The sequence below is a fragment of the Sphingobium sp. GW456-12-10-14-TSB1 genome (assembly GCF_059424385.1).
In genome coordinates this window covers 779,459-797,443 of the sequence record NZ_JBWKZI010000002.1, presented here as the reverse complement: position 1 = coordinate 797,443, position 17,985 = coordinate 779,459, and the positions used below count along the sequence as shown (strand labels likewise).

11 protein-coding genes are annotated in these 17,985 nt (G+C 61.6%); 8 read left to right on the top strand and 3 right to left on the bottom strand.

Annotated features, from left to right (window positions below):
• The first annotated feature begins 448 nt into the window (after nt 1-448).
• The 4 genes from AC07X9_RS20885 to AC07X9_RS20870 all read left to right on the top strand — a co-directional run bounded on the left by AC07X9_RS20885 (nt 449) and on the right by AC07X9_RS20870 (nt 5,823).
• On the top strand, nt 449-2,131 hold the full coding sequence (locus tag AC07X9_RS20885) for an ATP-binding cassette domain-containing protein (RefSeq protein ID WP_086486382.1): 1,683 nt from the start codon (nt 449-451) through the stop codon (nt 2,129-2,131).
• Nucleotides 2,128-3,189: an efflux RND transporter periplasmic adaptor subunit gene (locus AC07X9_RS20880; RefSeq protein ID WP_086486383.1), complete on the top strand. Its 1,062-nt coding sequence runs from the start codon at nt 2,128-2,130 to the stop codon at nt 3,187-3,189. The genes AC07X9_RS20885 and AC07X9_RS20880 overlap by 4 nt, the downstream gene beginning before the upstream one ends.
• Nucleotides 3,190-3,191: 2 nt before the next feature.
• Nucleotides 3,192-4,640, top strand: coding sequence for a TolC family protein (locus tag AC07X9_RS20875; RefSeq protein WP_086486384.1), 1,449 nt, complete (start codon nt 3,192-3,194; stop codon nt 4,638-4,640).
• Nucleotides 4,641-4,818: 178 nt separating this feature from the next.
• The gene (locus AC07X9_RS20870; protein WP_019052826.1) at nt 4,819-5,823 is read left to right on the top strand and encodes a LacI family DNA-binding transcriptional regulator; all 1,005 of its coding nucleotides are present in this window, start codon (nt 4,819-4,821) and stop codon (nt 5,821-5,823) included.
• A gap of 3 nt (nt 5,824-5,826) precedes the next feature.
• Here the strand turns inward: AC07X9_RS20870 and AC07X9_RS20865 are convergent, their stop codons facing one another.
• On the bottom strand, nt 5,827-7,161 hold the full coding sequence (locus tag AC07X9_RS20865) for an MFS transporter (protein WP_019052825.1): 1,335 nt from the start codon (nt 7,159-7,161) through the stop codon (nt 5,827-5,829).
• A gap of 155 nt (nt 7,162-7,316) precedes the next feature.
• Between AC07X9_RS20865 and AC07X9_RS20860 the strand changes: the two genes are divergently transcribed.
• The 3 genes from AC07X9_RS20860 to AC07X9_RS20850 all read left to right on the top strand — a co-directional run bounded on the left by AC07X9_RS20860 (nt 7,317) and on the right by AC07X9_RS20850 (nt 11,885).
• On the top strand, nt 7,317-9,761 hold the full coding sequence (locus tag AC07X9_RS20860; protein WP_411779441.1) for a TonB-dependent receptor: 2,445 nt from the start codon (nt 7,317-7,319) through the stop codon (nt 9,759-9,761).
• A 109-nt stretch (nt 9,762-9,870) separates the two neighbouring features.
• Nucleotides 9,871-10,980 carry a glycoside hydrolase family 68 protein gene (locus AC07X9_RS20855; protein ID WP_086486385.1) on the top strand — a complete coding sequence of 370 codons (1,110 nt, stop codon included), beginning with the start codon at nt 9,871-9,873 and terminating at the stop codon, nt 10,978-10,980.
• Entirely contained in the window at nt 10,968-11,885 is a 918-nt protein-coding gene (locus tag AC07X9_RS20850) for an ROK family protein (protein WP_086486386.1), read from the top strand. Before AC07X9_RS20855 ends, AC07X9_RS20850 begins: the two co-directional genes overlap by 13 nt.
• A gap of 58 nt (nt 11,886-11,943) precedes the next feature.
• Here AC07X9_RS20850 and AC07X9_RS20845 read toward each other — a convergent pair whose 3' ends face one another.
• Both AC07X9_RS20845 and AC07X9_RS20840 read right to left on the bottom strand, forming a co-directional pair.
• On the bottom strand, nt 11,944-13,269 hold the full coding sequence (locus AC07X9_RS20845) for a sigma-54-dependent transcriptional regulator (RefSeq protein ID WP_086486387.1): 1,326 nt from the start codon (nt 13,267-13,269) through the stop codon (nt 11,944-11,946).
• Nucleotides 13,266-14,915: an ATP-binding protein gene (locus AC07X9_RS20840; RefSeq protein ID WP_176342168.1), complete on the bottom strand. Its 1,650-nt coding sequence runs from the start codon at nt 14,913-14,915 to the stop codon at nt 13,266-13,268. The genes AC07X9_RS20845 and AC07X9_RS20840 overlap by 4 nt, the downstream gene beginning before the upstream one ends.
• A 303-nt stretch (nt 14,916-15,218) precedes the next feature.
• Between AC07X9_RS20840 and AC07X9_RS20835 the strand changes: the two genes are divergently transcribed.
• The gene (locus AC07X9_RS20835) at nt 15,219-17,876 is read left to right on the top strand and encodes a TonB-dependent receptor plug domain-containing protein (protein WP_086486389.1); all 2,658 of its coding nucleotides are present in this window, start codon (nt 15,219-15,221) and stop codon (nt 17,874-17,876) included.
• Nucleotides 17,877-17,985: the final 109 nt, after the last annotated feature.

Below are 17,985 nucleotides of genomic sequence, written 5' to 3'. Positions count from 1 at the left end.
GGCTTCCAAACTTGACTGACGCGGTTTTATACAGTTGCACGCCAATATAGTGATCACATTATCGACGTGTCAAGGCTATTGTCGGCACTGTGGCAGGCGGTGACAACCAAGTGAATGGCGCGTCGGCGTTTTGCTGGGCCGGAGGGTGTTGTCGAAAATGTACGAGCTTTCGCTGCTGTCGGTGCAGTTGGGTTGTGCGTTCTGGCTGAGTCGGATTATAGGATGACCAGAGCACGCCAACTGATCATAAATTCGCTGCGACTGCCCACCGAGTATATCCACAATGCGAGGTCGAGAAATTATGGACCTGTTCGACACCCGAAAGGCGCTCGTTCGCATTTCAGGACCGGCTCTTCCATGTAAGTAAATGTTGCACAGCAGCATTGCCATCTTGTCGGCGGCCAGCGACCTTTTTACATGCGCCACACACATAAGATGAGGACGGAAATTGGCTGGCGAGCAGTTCGGTCTGCGGCATGCTGCCGCGTGGCTTGGTGAGATAGTCGGACCCGACAAGGGCTATGTGAATGTTGGCGTCGTCTACACGCTGGCCATTACATTGCTGTCACTGGCGACACCGATTTCGGTCCAGCTACTCATCAATTCGGTGGCGCGCACGGCCCTGGTCGCGCCGCTATGGATATTGTCGGGCGTCCTGCTGGTCCTGCTGCTCCTTGTCGCTTGCCTGAGCGCCCTGCGCCTCTACCTGCTGACGATGTTCGAGCGTCGGATTTTCGCGCGGGTGGTCGCCGAAGTCACGGTTCGGGCTGTTCATGCGCAGAACCCGTTTTTTCTGGATGAGAGCCGGGGAAGCCTGTTCAACCGCTATTTCGACATGATCGTCGTTCAGAAAGCGGTGCCCAGCCTCGTCATCGGTGCCTTCACGATCATCCTTCAGGGCGCGGTCGGCCTGGTCGTGACGAGTTTCTACCACCCCTTTTTCCTGGCGTTCAACATAGTGCTGATCGTCACCTGCATTGCCATCTGGATGGTATGGCGTCACGGCGCGATCACAGGCGCTATCGGCGTGTCACATGCCAAGCATGAGGCCGCTCAATGGCTGGAGAGCGTCGGCGCATCGAACGGCTTTTATAAATCGGCGCGGCATTTGACCTTTGCGATGGACCAGTCGGAGGCCGTGACGGCCAATTATATCCGCGCCCACCGTCGCTACTTCCGCTATAGCTTCGCGCAGGCTCTCGCCTATTTCCTGGTCTATGCCTTCGCTGCGGCCGCGCTGCTCGCGCTAGGCGGCAACCTCATCCTGGCAGGCGAACTGTCGATCGGGCAGCTCGTCGCCGCCGAACTCATATTGTCGGGGGTGTTCTACGGGATTGCGCAACTCGGCTGGTATCTCGACACTTTCTACGATCTGGTGGCCAGTTCGGAAGAACTGTCGCAGATTTTCGCCATTCCCCAGGAGGCGCTGGACTTAAATGGCCAGGCTCCGCCTGACGGTTCGGTCCGCTTTCGCAATGTGGAACTGGCCAGCTCACGCTTCAATTTTTCGATCGAGAGCGGCGAGCAGACCGTCATGCTGGCAGAGCCCGGCGTCGAGAGGCAGATCGCGTTGCTGCTCAAGCGTCACGTCAATCCCGATACCGGCCTGCTGACGATCGGTGGCAGCGACCTTGGCAGTTTTGATATGTATCTGCTGCGGTCCGCCGTGGTGGTGCTGAACCGGCCCAGTATCGTCGATGTGACCATCCGCGAATATCTGAACATGGCGGCAGGGGGAGATGCCGACAGCGCCGTCATCATCAAGGTGCTCGACATTGTCGGCCTCACGACGCGCATTTCGAGCCTGCCCAAAGGTCTGGACACGCAACTGGCAAGTTCCGGGTCACCGCTCTCCATCTTGGAGGTGATGCAGCTCAAGGCCGCCACCGCGCTGATCAGCCGGCCCAAAGTATTGCTGCTGTCACAGCTGTACGATATGATGCCCGACGGCCCCCTTCAGGCGACGTTACGGATGTTGCGCGAACAGGGCACGACGGTACTCTTGTTTACCGGAAGGCCCGAAGCCGTACATCTCGACAGCTGCTATTGGCTGGGGGCGACGACGCAACATCGCTTTACCGACACGGCCGCCCTGTCACGGTTCCTGGTTGAGAAGGAGGCACAAGCGTGACGATCAGCGCGAGCCACCTGACGCATTTCCGTTCCCTTGCCAGCCTCAACCCGCCACGCTTGGTCATCGTCGTGGCCTGGCTGATATTCGTTGGCCTGTGCCTTGCCATCGCGATCCTCTTCGTTCCCTGGCGGCAGACTGCGCAGGGCGGCGGACAGGTCATTTCGCTCGACCCGGACGACCGGCCGCAGCAAGTGTCGTCGCTGGTGGAAGGCCGGGTGGACCGCTTCTTCGTTCAGGACGGGCAACTGGTCAAGGCGGGCGATCCGATCGTCAAGGTCGTTGATCTCGACCCCAACTTTCTGGAGCGCCTTGCAGCGGAAAAGGCCGAAGTGCAGGCGCAGATTGCAGCGGTCGAACAGGCCCGCGCGGTCGCCTCGATCGACGTTGGACGCACCGGCCAGCTATTTTCCGAAGGATTGGCCGCGCGACGCGACTATGAACAGACGCAGATCAAGGTTGCGGATGCCAACGCCAAGCTTGCTGAAGCGCGGGCGAAGCTCAAGCAGATTGAAGTCCGGCAAATGCGGCAATCGGCGCAGATCGTCACCGCGCCGCGGGGCGGACGCATACAAAATCTGAACGCGCAAGCAGGCGGCGCTCTGATTTCTGCGGGAACGGTGCTGGCCACCATCGCGCCAGAACAGATTGAACGTGCTGTCGAACTGTTCGTTGACGGACGCGACATCCCCCTCGTCGACAGAGGGCGCCCTGTGCGACTTGAGTTCGAAGGCTTCCCCGCATTCCAGTTCAGCGGATGGCCCGCCTTCGCGGTCGGCATCTACGATGGTCAGGTCCGCTCTGTGGACCCGACCCCGCGCACCGATGGCCTGTACCGAGTGCTGGTCGAACCGCGGCCCGGAAAGCCGGCCTGGCCGGACCGCCGTTTCGTCCGCCAGGGCGGGAAGGTGCTGGGCTGGATACAGGGTGACAATGTAACGGTCGGCTACGAACTATGGCGCCAGCTCAACGATTTCCCCTTGAACTTCGGGCAGGATCAGGTCGCGCAGAAGGCGCAGGAAACATCTGGCAAAAGCTCGATCGAAAAGAAGAAGTGACGATGCGGATCGTGATCGGCATGGCAGCATTGCTAAGCGCTGCCGTACCTGCGACTGTGCATGGCCAAGAGAATGCAGCGCAGTCGTCGGTGAACGAAGCGGCCCGGCCGCTAACGCTGCAAGAGGTATTGCGGTCGTCAGCCCGTTCCGCGCCAGAAATCATCGCGGCACTGGCACGCAACCGTCAGGCCGAGGCGCGCGCGCTGACCGCCCAGGGCGCGTTCGACACTGTCTTTGCGGTCGAGGCGCGCAGCCGGACGCTGGGCTATTATGACGGCACGGAAATTGCCGGCAAGACCGAACAGCCGCTCAGCAACAATGGCGGCTATGTCTATGGGCAATACCGCGCGTCGCGCGGCGACTTTCCCATCTATGAAGACAAATCCTACACCAACCGGCTAGGCGAACTGAAAGTCGGCGGGCTCTATTCGCTGCTGCGCGATCGGCTGATCGACGCGCGGCGTTCCGAGTTCAGGCTGGCCGCCAATGATATCGACATCGCTCGCTTCGAAACCAGAGCGACGAGCATCGGGGTCCAGGCCCGCGCGGTTGAAGCCTATCAGAAATGGGTCGCCGCCGGATTGAAGCTCAAGGCTTACGAAGCACTACTGGCGCTGGCGGGGGGACGTACCGACGGAATCGAGCGGCAAGTGCAGCTTGGTGCCAAACCCGACATCCTGCTGACGGAGAATGAAGCGAACCTGGTCAGGCGGCAGGCTTTCGTGGTCGAAGCCCGGCAGGATTTCCGGGCCGCTGCGGTAAAGCTGTCGCTCTATTATCGCAGCGCGGATGGCACGCCGGTTGTTGTCGACGAAGCGCGGCTGCCAGCCGATGCTACCGCACTCGATGGCATCAGGTCAGATCCCGCCTTCAATCTGGAGGGCCGTCCCGACTTTGCAATCATGCTTGAGGAGATTGACAAGGCAACCGTCAAGCTCGCGCTCGCCCGCAACGACCTGATGCCCCGGCTTGACCTTGGCGGAGAGGTCGCCAAGGACGTTGGACCGGCGGGCCTTGGCGGCACGAACCGGACGCCGCTTGAAATGATCGTCGGCATCACGTTTAAGATTCCGCTCCAGAACCGCAAGGCCAAGGGCAAATTGGCCGAAACACGGGCGAAGATCGATGAACTGTCGGTCAAGCAACAGTTTCTGGCCGAGAAAATCCGCGCCGAAGTCACCGCAATCGGGATAGAAGTGGACACGGCAAACCAGTTGGTCGCGACGACCGAAAAAGAGCTCGTGCTGGCGCAGCGGTTGGCAAGCGCGGAACGCCGCCGCTTCGCGCTTGGATCAAGCGACTTTTTCCTGGTCAATCAGCGCGAGGAAAGCGCGACGAACGCCGAGGTGAAGCTGATAGAAGCCCAAGCCCGCATCGCCGCAGCGCGCGCTGAACTCGCCGCGGCGACTGCCGATGAAGACGCGCTCGGCCTGGCCGTCATTTCAGAGTGATGAGACAATATTAGCAATCGACCAATCGCTGCTGTGATGTCCTCCAGCAGGTCATGCAGCCCTCCGCGACCTTCTGGTTCCTTGCTTCAATATCTTTCATGGGATACGGACTCGAACCTAATCCGCCTATTAGCTATGCCGCTAATCGGCAAATAATCTGTGGACATTGCGATAGGTTATGAAATCCACCCATGCCTCCAGCCTCGCGGAACTGGCAAAGATCGCTGGGGTCTCTGTATCCACAGTGTCGCGGTCCTTGTCGGGCAACCCGATGATCGCTCGCGCCACCCGCGAACGGATCGAGGCGCTGGCGCAGGAACATGGGTTTCAGATCAACCGCGCGGCACGGAACCTGCGGCTTGGACGCACCGGCGCGATCGGTGTGATCCTGCCCCTTGGCCATGAAACGCAGCAGCATCTGTCCGATCCCTTCTTCATGAGTCTGATCGGGCCGCTGGCCGATGCGCTGGCCGACCGTGGCTATGACCTGCTGCTCACGCGCGTCATTCCCACCGACGGTCAGTGGCTGGACCGGATCGTCGATGGCGGGCGGGTGGATGGCGCGCTGCTGATCGGCCAGTCCGACCAGATCGACGTGATCGAACGGGTAGCGGCGCGCTATCAACCGCTCGTCGTCTGGGGTGCGGCGGTCGATGGCTATGCCCAACTGACCGTAGGGTCGGACAATGTAGCGGGTGGCCGGATGGCGGCGGACCATCTGCTGGCGCAGGGCCGCAGCCATCTTGCCTTTTTCGGCAATCCCGACGTCCCCGAATTCGCCGCCCGCCATGCCGGTTTTCGTGCAGCGCTGGCGCAGGCTGGCAAGGGCGAAGGCCTGCTCCTTCCCGCCCATCTGACTACCCAGGCATCCTATGACGCCATCCGTGCCTTCCTGGCCGATCATCCGCCCGTTGATGGGATCGTCGCGGCGTCGGACGTGATCGCCATGAGCGCATTGCGGGCGCTGGGCGACGCCGGACTGCGGGTGCCGCACGACGTTTCGGTTGTCGGCTATGACGATGTGATGGTCGCGTCCCAGACCAACCCGCCGCTCACCACGATCCGGCAGGATGTCGCGCGCGGAGCGGCGCTGATGGTACAGCTTTTGTTCGATCGGCTGGCCGGAACGCCCGCGGAATCGGTCTGTATGGCACCGACACTGGTACAGCGCGCGTCCGCCTGACGATCAGGCCGGAATAGCCGCGCGCGCAGCCGGACGCTCCCGAATAGCCAGTGTCGCGATCGCTGCCAGCAGCATCAATACCCCCGCCAGCATCAGCACGTGACGCGGATCGCCGCCCAGCAGCGGGCGGTAGATCAGCGGCATGGTCAGGCTTTCGATCATCATCGGGATGACGATGAACATGTTGAAAATGCCCATATAGATTCCGGTGCGGGCCGGCGGAATGCTGTCTGCCAGGATGATATAGGGATTGCCCATCATGCTGGCCCAGCCCAGCCCGATGCCGATCATCGGGATGAACAGCATCGCCTGGCTGGAGCAATATGGCAGCGCCAGCATCGCGATGCCTGATGCTGCCACGCTCACCGCATGCACAGGTCGCGCGCCCATCTTGCGGGCGATCGGCACCATGGCGAAGGCCGCGATGAAGGCGATGAAATTATAGAAGCCGCCAATCTGTCCGTTGACCAGCACTGCCTGACGAAAGCCGGCGCTGCCTGAATCGGCCGTATCATAAAGCGAACGGGCGATGGCGAAGGCGACGAACTGCCAATAGCAGAACATCGCATACCATTGAAACAACATGGCGATGGCAAGCTGGCGCATCGGCACGGGCATCTCGACGATCGCCTGCTTCAGGTCGCGCAGCGTGGTCCGGGCGGACAAGGGTTCAGCCCGCATCGCGGCGATTTCCTCTGCGCTCAGCGGCAATTCCGGGACACGCAGCACCGACCAGAGGATGGTCGATAAGGACAGGACCGCGCCGACGATGAAGGCGATCCGCGTGATCACCGGAATTCCCGACGGGTCGACCGCATCGGCGTTCAGCCCGCCCCAGACCAGCAAGGAAGGCGCCAGATAGGAAAGCGTCTGGGCCAGCCCTGTGAACGCGCTTTGTGTCAAAAAGCCGAGCGGTCGCTGCGCCTGGTCCAGCCGGTCGCTGACATAGGCGCGGTACGGCTCCATCGTCACGTTATTGGCCGCGTCCAATACCCATAACAGGCTGGCCGCCACCCACAGCGCCCGGCTGTAGGGCATGGCGAACAGGCACAGGCTGCACAATATCGCACCGATCAGAAAATAAGGGGTACGTCGGCCAAAGCGGGTTACGGTGCGATCACTCATCGCGCCGATGATCGGCTGGACAAGCAACCCCGTCATCGGCCCGGCCAGCCAGAGCAGCGGCAAGGACGCCTCGTCCGCGCCCAGATAGGAATAGATCGGCCCCATATTGCTTTGCTGCAAGCCGAAGCTGAACTGAAGCCCCAGGAAGCCCAGGTTCATCTGCACGATCCGCCCGAGCGAAAGGTGCGGCTTGCGGGGTGTCGGGTCGCTCATGCTCTTTACCTCTCCGGTCTGGCGGACTGTGGCCGTCATTACAAGTCCATCTGTATCAGTTTCTCAATCGATTGCAATTCCGCTTGCAAACGATTGAGAAAAATATCATCACAGGATCAGGCCGGATCGAATCGGCAGGGAGAGAGACGATGAAGATGCGGATCATGGGGCTATTGATGACCTCCAGCATGGCAGTTGCGGTGCCTGCCTATGCGCAGCAACAAACTCTAGCTGAAGATCAATCCACTCCATCAGACGAAATCGTCGTTACCGCGGTTGCCCGCGGCCAGAACCGGCTCAACAGCAGCGTCACGGTCAGTTCGCTCAGCAACGACGACATCGCCAAAGCAGCCCCGCGTTCGGTCGCTGAAATCTTCCGCAATCTGCCTGGCATTCGCTCCGAATCTTCCGGCGGCGAAGGCAATGCGAATATCTCGGTTCGCGGCCTGCCGGTCGCGTCGGGCGGCGCGAAGTTCCTGCAGTTGCAGGAGGACGGCCTGCCTGTGCTGGAATTTGGCGACATCACCTTTGGCAATGCCGACATCTTCCTGCGCTCCGACTTCAACATCAGCCGGGTTGAATCGGTCCGCGGCGGATCGGCCTCGACCTTCGCATCCAATGCGCCCGGCGGCGTCATCAACATGATTTCAAAGACCGGGGAGCAGGAAGGCGGGGCCATTCAGGCGACAGCTGGCATCGACTATCGCGACTATCGCCTGGACTTCGACTATGGCGGCAGGATCAGCGACAGCCTGCGCTTCCATTTCGGTGGCTTCTATCGCCAGGGCGAAGGCCCCCGCCAGGCAGGCTATGACGCCAACAAGGGCGGCCAGATCAAGGCGAACATCACCAAGGAGTTTGCTGGCGGCTATATCCGGCTCTACGGCAAATATCTGAACGACCGCGCCATCGGCTATCTGCCCAATCCCGTGCTGGTGACGGGCAGCAACAGCAATCCCAAATATCAGGATTTGCCCGGTTTCAGCATCAACAGTGACACGCTCCATTCGCGTTACTTCCGCGACAATGTGACGCTGGACGGTCGCAACAATCTGGTCACGCGCGACATTCGCGATGGCCAGCATCCCTTGGTTTACGCAATCGGCCTGGAATCGCAGTTCGAACTGGGCGATGGCTGGAACGTCACCGAACGCTTCCGCTATTCCGACGTGTCGGGCGGCTTCAGTTCGCCCTTCCCCTCCGCCGTCGACACCGGATCGGCCATCGCGACTGCGCTGGGTGGTGCCGGATCGACCCTGACCTACGCCAATGGTCCAAAGGCTGGTCAGGCCTTTGCGGGCAGCGATTATCTGGCACAGATTGTCCTGTTCGACGTCAAGATCAACAGCATGAACAACATTACGAACGACCTGCGCGTCAGTCGGGATTTCGACACCAGCATCGGCAAGCTGACCGCGACCGCGGGCTTCTACAAATCGCGCCAGACCATCGCCACGGATTGGCTGTGGACGTCGCATCTGTTTGAAGTAGCCGGCGGCGGCAATGCGGCGCTTGTCAATCTGACCAACGCAGCGGGTCAAGCGCTCACGCAAAATGGCACCTATGGCTATGGCGCAACCTTCTTTGGCAATTGCTGCCGCCGCAGCTATGATGTCGACTATAACACCAACGCTCCTTTTGCGTCCTTGAGCCTTGCTACTGGCGCTCTGACGCTGGACGGCAGCCTGCGTTATGATTTTGGCGACGCCAAAGGGACGATCGCAGGATCGGATCTGGGCGGCGGGCGTGTCGGCGTCACCAGCCGCGACATGAACGGCGATGGCGTTATCTCGATCCCCGAAACCAATGTCGCGGTAATCCCGACGCCAAGTGCGCCGGTCGACTATAGCTATGAATATCTGTCCTATTCGTTCGGCGTCAATTATCGCCTGGCCGATGATGTCGCGCTGTTTGCACGCTATAGCCGGGGTGCGCGCGCCAATGCCGACCGGTTGCTGTTCGGCCCGGCCGTCAGCACTGTCACCGGCAAGCTGACCGATAGCAGCGCAGCGGTCGATTTCGTCAAGCAACTGGAAGGTGGCGTCAAATATCGCAATGGCGGTCTGACGCTGAACGCCACGGCATTCCACGCCAAGACCGAGGAACAGAATTTCGAAGCGACGACGCAGACGTTCTTCAACCGCAACTATCGCGCTTATGGTCTGGAACTGGAGGGTGGCTATCGCGCCGGCCCGTTCAGCATCTCGGCAGGCGGCACCTATACCGACGCCAAGATCGCCAGCGACGTGCTGAACCCTGCGGTGGTCGGCAATCGCCCGCGCCGCCAGGCCAAATTCCTGTATCAGGTGACGCCGCAATATGACGCGGGAATCTTCACTGTCGGCGCGAATGTCATCGGGACGTCGAGCAGCTACGCACAGGACAGCAACCAGTTGAAGCTGCCCGGCTACACGCAGGTCAATGCCTTCCTGACGGTCAGGCCGATGGATCGCATTCAGCTTTCGCTCAATGCCAACAACCTGTTCGACGTAAAGGGTTTCACCGAAGCGGAGGACGCCACCATTCCCGCCAACGGCATCGTCCGGGCGCGCTCTATCAACGGTCGCACCGTCTCCGCCTCGATCCGGTTCGACTTCTGATCCCCTCTTTCCGGGGCGTTTGACGCCTGTGGAAATCATGGTCTCCGCCGGTGACTGCACGCACCGGTGGAGACCATGGCCTGACCTCCCTGTCCATGGATACCCGACAATGACTAGCCACTGGACCGCCGCCCATGTCGCCGCGATCGATCGCGAAACCATGGCTTGCGCGCCGCTCTTCCCCAAGCCGCAGCCCCTGATACCGGGGGTCGACCTTTGGGATTATTGGCCCGTGCAGGAAGAGGACGGCTCGCAGGCGGTGATAGCAGGCGGCACTTTGTTCATCCTGCTGTCCGCCCCCACATTACTGGATCCCGAAGCCCGTCATGGCATGGCCCGGTTGCGACTGATGCACCGGGTGGGCAACGTCTGGCGCGATCTTGGCTTGTTGTTTGAAAACGGCTTTTCACCGGGTAGCCGCGAATGGTCCGGCTCGGCGATCGTATCGGGCGACCATGATCATATCACGCTCTATTACACCGTTGCCGGCACGCGGGGCGAACAGGTGCTCAGCTACAGCCAGCGCCTGTTCGAAACACAGGCCGCCTTGTCGGTAGTTGGCAACGCCATCACCCTGTCCGCCTGGTCGACCCCGGTGGAGATGCTGGTTCCCGACGGTATCGACTATATGCGCGACATGGAAGGCGGCGGGGCGATCGGCACGATCAAGGCCTTTCGCGATCCCGCCTTCTTCCGCGACCCCGCCGATGGCGCGGCTTACGTCTTTTTTGCCGCGTCGCTTGCGCGATCGGCATCTTTCTGGAACGGGGCCGTCGGCATGGCTCGGCTTATGCCCGATGGCCAGTGGCAACGGCTGCCGCCCCTGATTTCGGCTGACGGCCTCAACAACGAACTGGAACGACCGCACGTCATCGTCCATGGCGGTCGCTACTATCTCTTCTGGTCCACGCAGCAAAAAGTATTCGCAGACGGCGGACCGACTGGCCCGAACGGTCTTTATGGCATGACGTCCGACAGCCTTGACGGGCCATGGCGGCCAATCAACGGCACCGGCCTTGCCTTCGCCAATCCTCCGGGGGCACCCTTTCAAGCCTATAGCTGGTTCGTGCTGCCAGACCTGACAGTCCAGAGTTTCGCTGATATGACAGGGATCGCGCATGTTCCGGTCGATCCGGCGGAGGCTCGCCACCATTTCGGCGGCGCTCCTGCACCCGACTTGCGGTTGCAGATAGAGGGGGACCGAGTATGGCTGGCATGATGGTGGGCGAACCGCTGATCGCGGGAATCGAATTGGGTGGCACCAAATGCATCGCCACGCTGGCGCAAGGCCGCGTCATCCTTCAGCAGCGACGCTGGCCTACCGGAACGCCGGACACGCTGAACCTCATATCGGATGCGCTGGCGCAATGGGCCGAACAAACGCCGTTCGCCGCCATCGGCATCGCCAGCTTCGGGCCATTGCACCTGGACGCCCGCGCGCCGAATTTCGGCCATATGGGCAATACGCCCAAGCCCGGATGGGCAGGGTGCGACATCTATGGCCACTTCGCCCGCCGCTTCGACGTCCCGATAGCCATCGATACCGATGTTGCCGGTGCCGCGCTGGCGGAGGGCATGTGGGGCGCATCGCAAGATTGCGCGGTCCACGCCTATGCCACGATTGGCACGGGCGTTGGCCTGGGGGTGGTCGTGAACGGGCAGGCTGTCCATGGCCATTTGCATCCCGAAGCAGGCCATATGCGGATTCGGCGACAGCCCGGCGACCAATTCGCGGGCGCCTGCCCCAGCCATGGCGATTGCCTGGAAGGACTGGTTGGCGGTCCGGGATTGGCTGCACGCCTGCCAATGCCCGTGGCCGAAATGCCCGACGATGATCCGCATTGGGACCAGATCGCCGGCGATATCGCTGAATGGACGACGATGCTGATCCTGGCCCTGTCGCCGGAGCGGCTTGTCATGGGCGGCGGCGTCATCCAGGCTCGCCCGAAACTGCTTCCCTTGATCGCCGGGCAATCGGCCAGGCTCCTCAACCGCTATATCGAGGATCTGAACGCGCCCGCGCTGGAACAATTGATCGTGGCGCCCGGCCTGGGCGCAGATGCCGGTCCATTGGGCGCGATCCTGCTCGGCCAGCAAGCCGCGATGACGCGAGGCGATGGATAGGCGAACGATATGGGTGGCATTACAGAATGCATCGGTGCGCATTTCTCAGCCCAACAGATCAGCCGCGAAAGCTGGCAGGATCAATCCCCAGCTTTTGCAGCCGGTAGTAGAAAGTCTTTCGTGGCAAGCCGAGCGCAGCGCAGGCACGGGTAACGTCGCCCGCCGCCTCGCCCAGGGCCTCCTCGATGAGTTCGGTTTCGAACGCGTCTAGCCTGCTTTTAAGATCCGTCGGTCCGGCGCTGGCGCTGGCGCCCAGATCATGGTCGCCCAGGCCGAGTACGAAATTTTCAGCAAAGCGCATCAACTCGCGGACATTGCCGGGCCAGTCATGCTTTTCCAAATGCCTGAATGCGCGGGCTTCCAGCTTGGGCGGCGTCACGCCGAGCCGCGCCGCAGCCTGAAGAACGAAACGTCGGAAAAGAGGGGCTATGTCCTCCCGACGCTCACGCAATGGCGGCAGCCTCAAAGTGACGCTGTTCAGTCGGTAGAATAGCGAAAGGCGGAATTGACCAGCCTTCGCAAGCGTTTCGAGATCCAGGCTGCTGGCAGATACGACCCTAAGGTCGATCGATCGCCCGGCGATCGCACCTACGGGCATCACTTCGCGGCGCTCCAGAACGCGTTGCACCGCCAGTTGCATGGAATCGCTGAGCGCGTCGATGTCATCCAGGAATATGGTGCCACGGTTGCCCTGTTCGAGCCGACCGGTGCGCGGCATGCGGCTGCCCGGCACCGCGTCAGCGACATTGCCGAAAAGCTCCGCCTCGACCAGCCCCGCCGGCATGGCGCCACAATCGATCGTGACGAGCGGACCACGGCGTCGCGAAGCCGCGTGCAGCATCTCCGCGACCAGGCCCTTTCCAGTGCCGGTTTCTCCCTGGATAAGAACGTCGACGCCGATCGGCCCGATCTGGGCAATGGTGCGCCGAAGCTGCACTATCGCAGGCGAATGGCCGACCAGCGGCCCCGCATCATCGACAGGCGCCGCCTGCCGAAGCTGCCTGTTCTCCGCAATCAAGCGGCGACGTTCCAATGCCCGTTCCACCGCAGCGACGAGTTGCTCGTTCGAATAGGGCTTTTCCAGCACATCATAGGCGCCCGTTCGCAGCGCCCCCATCGCGGTCGGCACGTCGATATGCCCGGAAATCAGGATGACGGGCATGTCGGGATCGCGCGCGATGACCTGCTGCAACAATTCCAGCCCGTCCATGCCCGGCATACGAATGTCGGATATGATGATGCCATCGAAACCGGCATCGACTTCCCGCACCGCCGCAGCGCCACTGTCAACGGCCCGGACATCATAGCCTGCAAGCGACAATGTTTGCGCGGAAGCCCGGCGCAAATCATCGTCGTCGTCGACAAAAAGGACCGTATTCGTCATGCCATCTCCAGGTCGATTACGAACGCCGCGCCCGCGATCGGCGCCGCTGCGACCAACGTCCCGCCAAAACCGGCCACGATGTCCCGGCATATCACCAGCCCCAGGCCAAGGCCGTTCCGTTTCGAGGTCTTGAACGGCATGAACAGCGACGCCCTGACCTCGTCCGTCAGTCCCGCACCATCGTCTGCGACGGTAATCGCGACACGGTCTTTGTGAGGGGCGACCGTAACCGTGATGGTCAATGCGCCGGCGTCCAGTGCGTTCTGGATAAGGTTGACCAGCACTTGTTCCAACCCGACCCGCTCGGCGCGAACCGCGACCATGGCGCCTTCGATCTCCAGCCGGGCACCAAGCATCCGCATGCGATCGCGCAGCAGCAGCGCCGTGCCTGCCAGCGCCTCCTTCACAGCCACCGGTTCGACGTCGCCCGACGATCGCCTCGCAAAGCCACGCAATTCGCGCGTGATGATGCCAATACGTTCGGTCAGCGCGCCGACCTGCTCGATCGCTTCGGATGCATGCGCATGGTCGCCGCGACGATTGAACGCCAACGCATTGCCCGCATAGGCAGAGATTGCCGCGAGCGGCTGATTAATCTCGTGCGCGACGCCCGCTGTAATCTGACCCAGCGTGGCCAGCTTGTTGGCCTGGACAAGCTGTTCGCGCAGCCCGGCCAGCCGTGTTGCTGTTTCCCGTTCGACGCGCGCTGCTTCGGCGCGGCGCCGCATGCGCCAGAGCAGGACAAGACCCACTAGGACGAGCGCAGTGATCGCGACAGCCAGCCGGGCGAAGTTCACCGCAACGCGGACAGCCCGCTCGGTCGGTTCCAGCACATGCACGCGCCAGCCCCCGCCTACATCCTCGCTCGCTTCGACATAGGCGAACTCCGGCGTTGCCCGGCCGCGCGGCGCGACTTCACCTGCAGCATATAGCGCATTCTGCACCAGCGGCACCGCGCCATATTCGAACGCGCGGCGCGCGCCCGACCGTTCTGACGCCGACAGGGGTTTGGTCGTCTGGAACTGCCATTCGGGGTTTGACGATATGAGGATAATGCCCCGCCCGTCCGTGACAAATGCGCTGGTAGCCGTCTCGCGCCACTCACGCTCCAGTGACGAAAAATCTACTTTCACGACGAAAACGCCGAGCAACCGACCGCCAGACTCTACCCGGCGGGAGATATACAGGCCCGGACGGCGGCTCCGCTGGCCGAGCGCGAATTGCTGCGCGCTGCCCAATCGCGCCGCGTCGCGATAATAGGCGCGGTAGGCATAGCTGTCGCCAACAAAGCTGTCCGGTCTTTGCCAGTTACTCGCGGCGACCGTTACCCCTTTGGCGTCGAGAAGATAGACATTGCCCGCGCGTGTCGCATTGCTCAGTGCCTCCAGCTTCCGGCTGAGTTGCGACAGCCGGGCGGGATCGTGCGTCGACAAGGCCTCACGCGCTTCCTGATCGTCCGCCAGCACGATCGGAACCAACCTGAACTTGTCCAGCTCTCGACGGAAGCTGGCCGACAGCAGGATCGCGGAGGACTGGGCTCGGTTCGAAACGTCAGCGATGCCCTGCTGCTTGGCGACGCGGTCGGAAATGACGAAGGCCAGCGCCAGGACGAGGACCGCCGCTGCGATCAGGATCGATCGAACCACAATTGTCAGCTGAACGGTGCGCATGACAGGTGTGTGGAGAATATTGGCCCATCAGGCAACTACCCATGGGCAACTTTTTGCACACACAAACGAGGGATCTATACCTAATTCATTGATATAACTAAACTATATTGGTTTTCTGTTTTTGTTGCGAAGTTTCGCCTTTTCGAGGATTCAAGGTGGGACGTTCCGAAAGAGGATGCAGATGGAGAGGCACCGCCGACGGGATACCGTCGAAAACATGCCTCTCGCACGAACAATAACTGCCCTTTGTTGAGGGGCGATAAATGGAGAGGCAAGGACATGATGAAGGGGCAACTGCTTACGGCATTGATGGTGGGCACGGCATTGACGGCGGCCGTGCCAGCTTGGGCTCAGGACGTTCCGGGGATGCGCCCGGCACCCGATGAACCGGCCGCGCCTGCCGAGGCCGCCATGCCAGAGGCGCAGGTCGAACCGCCAGCCCCGGACGCGCCCGCGGCGATGAGCGATCCGCAGTCCAGCGACATCGTGGTGATCGGTTCACGCGGCAAACCGCGCACGGACGTGGACCGGCCGGTAGCGGTGGACGTGGTCAGCAATGTCGAACTGCGCGCCACTGGCCAGACCGACCTTGGCCAGCAGATACAGTTCACTTCCCCCTCTTTCAACTCGGCCAAATATGGCGTCAACGGCGCAACCAATTTCGCGGACCCTGCCTCGCTGCGCGGCCTGGCCCCCGATCAGGTGTTGGTGCTGGTGAACGGCAAGCGTCGCCACCAATTCTCCGCCATCAACCTCAACGTGGCGCCTGGCCTTGGCACTGTGGTTACTGACCTTAATTCGATTCCGACTGGCGCTGTAAAACGGACCGAAGTGCTGCGGGATGGCGCCGCCGCGCAATATGGCTCCGACGCTATCGCCGGCGTGGTCAACATCGTGCTGAACGATCAGGTCGGCGGCTATCTTGAGGCCAATGGCGGCATCTATCAGGAGGGCGACGGCTTCACCAACAAGATCAGCCTGAACCACGGCATTGCGCTGGGTAGCGGCGGCGGCTTCATCAACTACACGCTCGAATATTTCGGGTTCGAAGGCACCAATCGCTCCGACACCTACACCGGCACGCTCTATCCCGCGACGCCAGCCGACTACGCCGTGACCGGCCCGACACCCAACTTCCCCTACAGCACCGCCAACCCGCGTGCGGACCGCGGCGTTTATCCGCAGACCCCGTTTGTCGTCGGCAATTATGGCGCGAACCGCAACCGCACTTATCAGGCGTTCGTCAACGCATCCTATCCGGTTAACGACGACACCAATATCTACGCCTTTGGCGGTTACAGCCGGAAGGACATTCGCGCGTTCGGCTTTTTCCGTTCGGCGGCGGTAGCGTCCAACGCCGCGCTCGGCATCTTCCCTGACGGCTATGTCCCGGTGCTGCCGGGCACGTCGATCGACTGGTCGGCTGTGGGCGGCGTGAACAGTGTGGTCGCCGACTGGAAAGTCGATTTCAGCGTCGGCTATGGCGACAACCATCTCGATCAAAATGCCCGCAACACCGTCAACGCATCCCTTGGCAATGCCAGCCCGACCGAATTCTACGTTGGGCGCACCGCCTTCAACCAGTGGACCGTCGACCTCAACGCGTCGAAAGATTTTGGCCCTGTGGGCTTCATCGGCAAGAGCCTGAACATCGCATGGGGCGGGCAATATCGCCGCGACAATTTCATGGTCAAACGCGGCGATCCGGCCTCTTATGCCGTGGGTCCGCTCGCCGTGACAGGCAAGGCGCCGGGCGCCAACGGCCGCCCCGGCTACGCGCCAGCGGACGAGAATGACGTGAGCCGTCACTCGGTAGGCGCATATGTCGATGCAGAGGCTGAGTTCGACGACCGGTTGCTGGTCACGGCGGCACTGCGCTTCGAGAAATATTCCGATTTCGGCAACAATCTGTCCGGCAAGTTGGCCGGGCGGTACAAGATCACCGACCAGATCGCGCTGCGCGGCTCCTACAATCGTGGCTTCCGCGCGCCCTCGCTCCAGCAGACCGGCAACCGGGTCAATACTTCGACGGTGCAGAACAACCAGATCTTCATTACCCAGCAAGTATCGAGCGACGATCCGCGCCTCGCCGCGCTTGGCGTACCTGATCCGAAGGCGGAAATCTCCAATAGCTATTCGCTCGGCATAACCGGCGACCTGCCGGATGTTCTTGGCGGAAAAGTCACCGCCACGATCGATGCTTTCCAGATCGACATCAAGGACCGCATCGTCATCACCGAAGGCCTGCTTACCGCGCAATATCCGGCGGTCCGTGCGCTCTTCCCGCAATCGCGCGAAATCCGTTTCTTCACCAATCAGATTGATACCAGAACGCGCGGCATCGACGTGGTTCTGACCTACAAGACGCAGATCGGATCAGACCAGAACCTCACGCTCACCCTGGCGGGCACCCACGCGCAGACCGACGTGCTGCGCCAGCGGGCGACCCCCGCGCCGATCCTGGCCGGCGCGTCAGCTACGGCGCAGCAGATCCAACTGCTGGGCCAGACCGCGACCGAACTGATCGAGGTCGCGCAACCGCGCACCAAGATTCTGGGATCGGCCAATTATGGCTGGGACAAGCTGAACCTGGGCCTGCGCGCTTCCTATTTCGGCAGTGTCAAGGCGTTCTCAACGGGTCTCTCTTCGCAGGACAAGAATGTGAAATGCGACGCGACGAACCGCTGCGTACAGACATTCCGGGGCAAGGCGCTGTTCGACGCAACGCTGAACTACGCCTTCACCGAATCCTTTTCGCTGACTGTCGGCGCGAACAACATCTTCAACACCTATCCCGACAAGTGGAAGAACAGGCGCGATGGCGATGTCGGTCAGGCGGCGTCCTATTCCGACGGTCAGACACCCTACATGTCAAACGGCGTTCAAAAGGGACCCCCGATCGGCGTCGAAGAGGGACCCCCTTTTCAGATAATATGATGCTGGTTTGTTGAAGATGGCCTTGCGCTGCGTGCGGCGGAGGGCGGGCGTAGCCCGACCGGAGGCGCGCGCAGCGCAAGATAGATTTTTGAAGGCGCCGAAGGTGGCT

Excerpts from the sequence above, each read along its gene's own strand:
- AC07X9_RS20860 (WP_411779441.1), top strand. The coding sequence starts at position 7,317 with ATGCGGATCATGGGGCTATTGATGACCTCCAGCATGGCAGTTGCGGTG.
- AC07X9_RS20865 (WP_019052825.1), bottom strand. The coding sequence starts at position 7,161 with ATGAGCGACCCGACACCCCGCAAGCCGCACCTTTCGCTCGGGCGGATC.
- AC07X9_RS20875 (WP_086486384.1), top strand. The coding sequence starts at position 3,192 with ATGCGGATCGTGATCGGCATGGCAGCATTGCTAAGCGCTGCCGTACCT.
- AC07X9_RS20845 (WP_086486387.1), bottom strand. The coding sequence starts at position 13,269 with ATGACGAATACGGTCCTTTTTGTCGACGACGACGATGATTTGCGCCGG.
- AC07X9_RS20835 (WP_086486389.1), top strand. The coding sequence starts at position 15,219 with ATGATGAAGGGGCAACTGCTTACGGCATTGATGGTGGGCACGGCATTG.
- AC07X9_RS20855 (WP_086486385.1), top strand. The coding sequence starts at position 9,871 with ATGACTAGCCACTGGACCGCCGCCCATGTCGCCGCGATCGATCGCGAA.
- AC07X9_RS20850 (WP_086486386.1), top strand. The coding sequence starts at position 10,968 with ATGGCTGGCATGATGGTGGGCGAACCGCTGATCGCGGGAATCGAATTG.
- AC07X9_RS20870 (WP_019052826.1), top strand. The coding sequence starts at position 4,819 with ATGAAATCCACCCATGCCTCCAGCCTCGCGGAACTGGCAAAGATCGCT.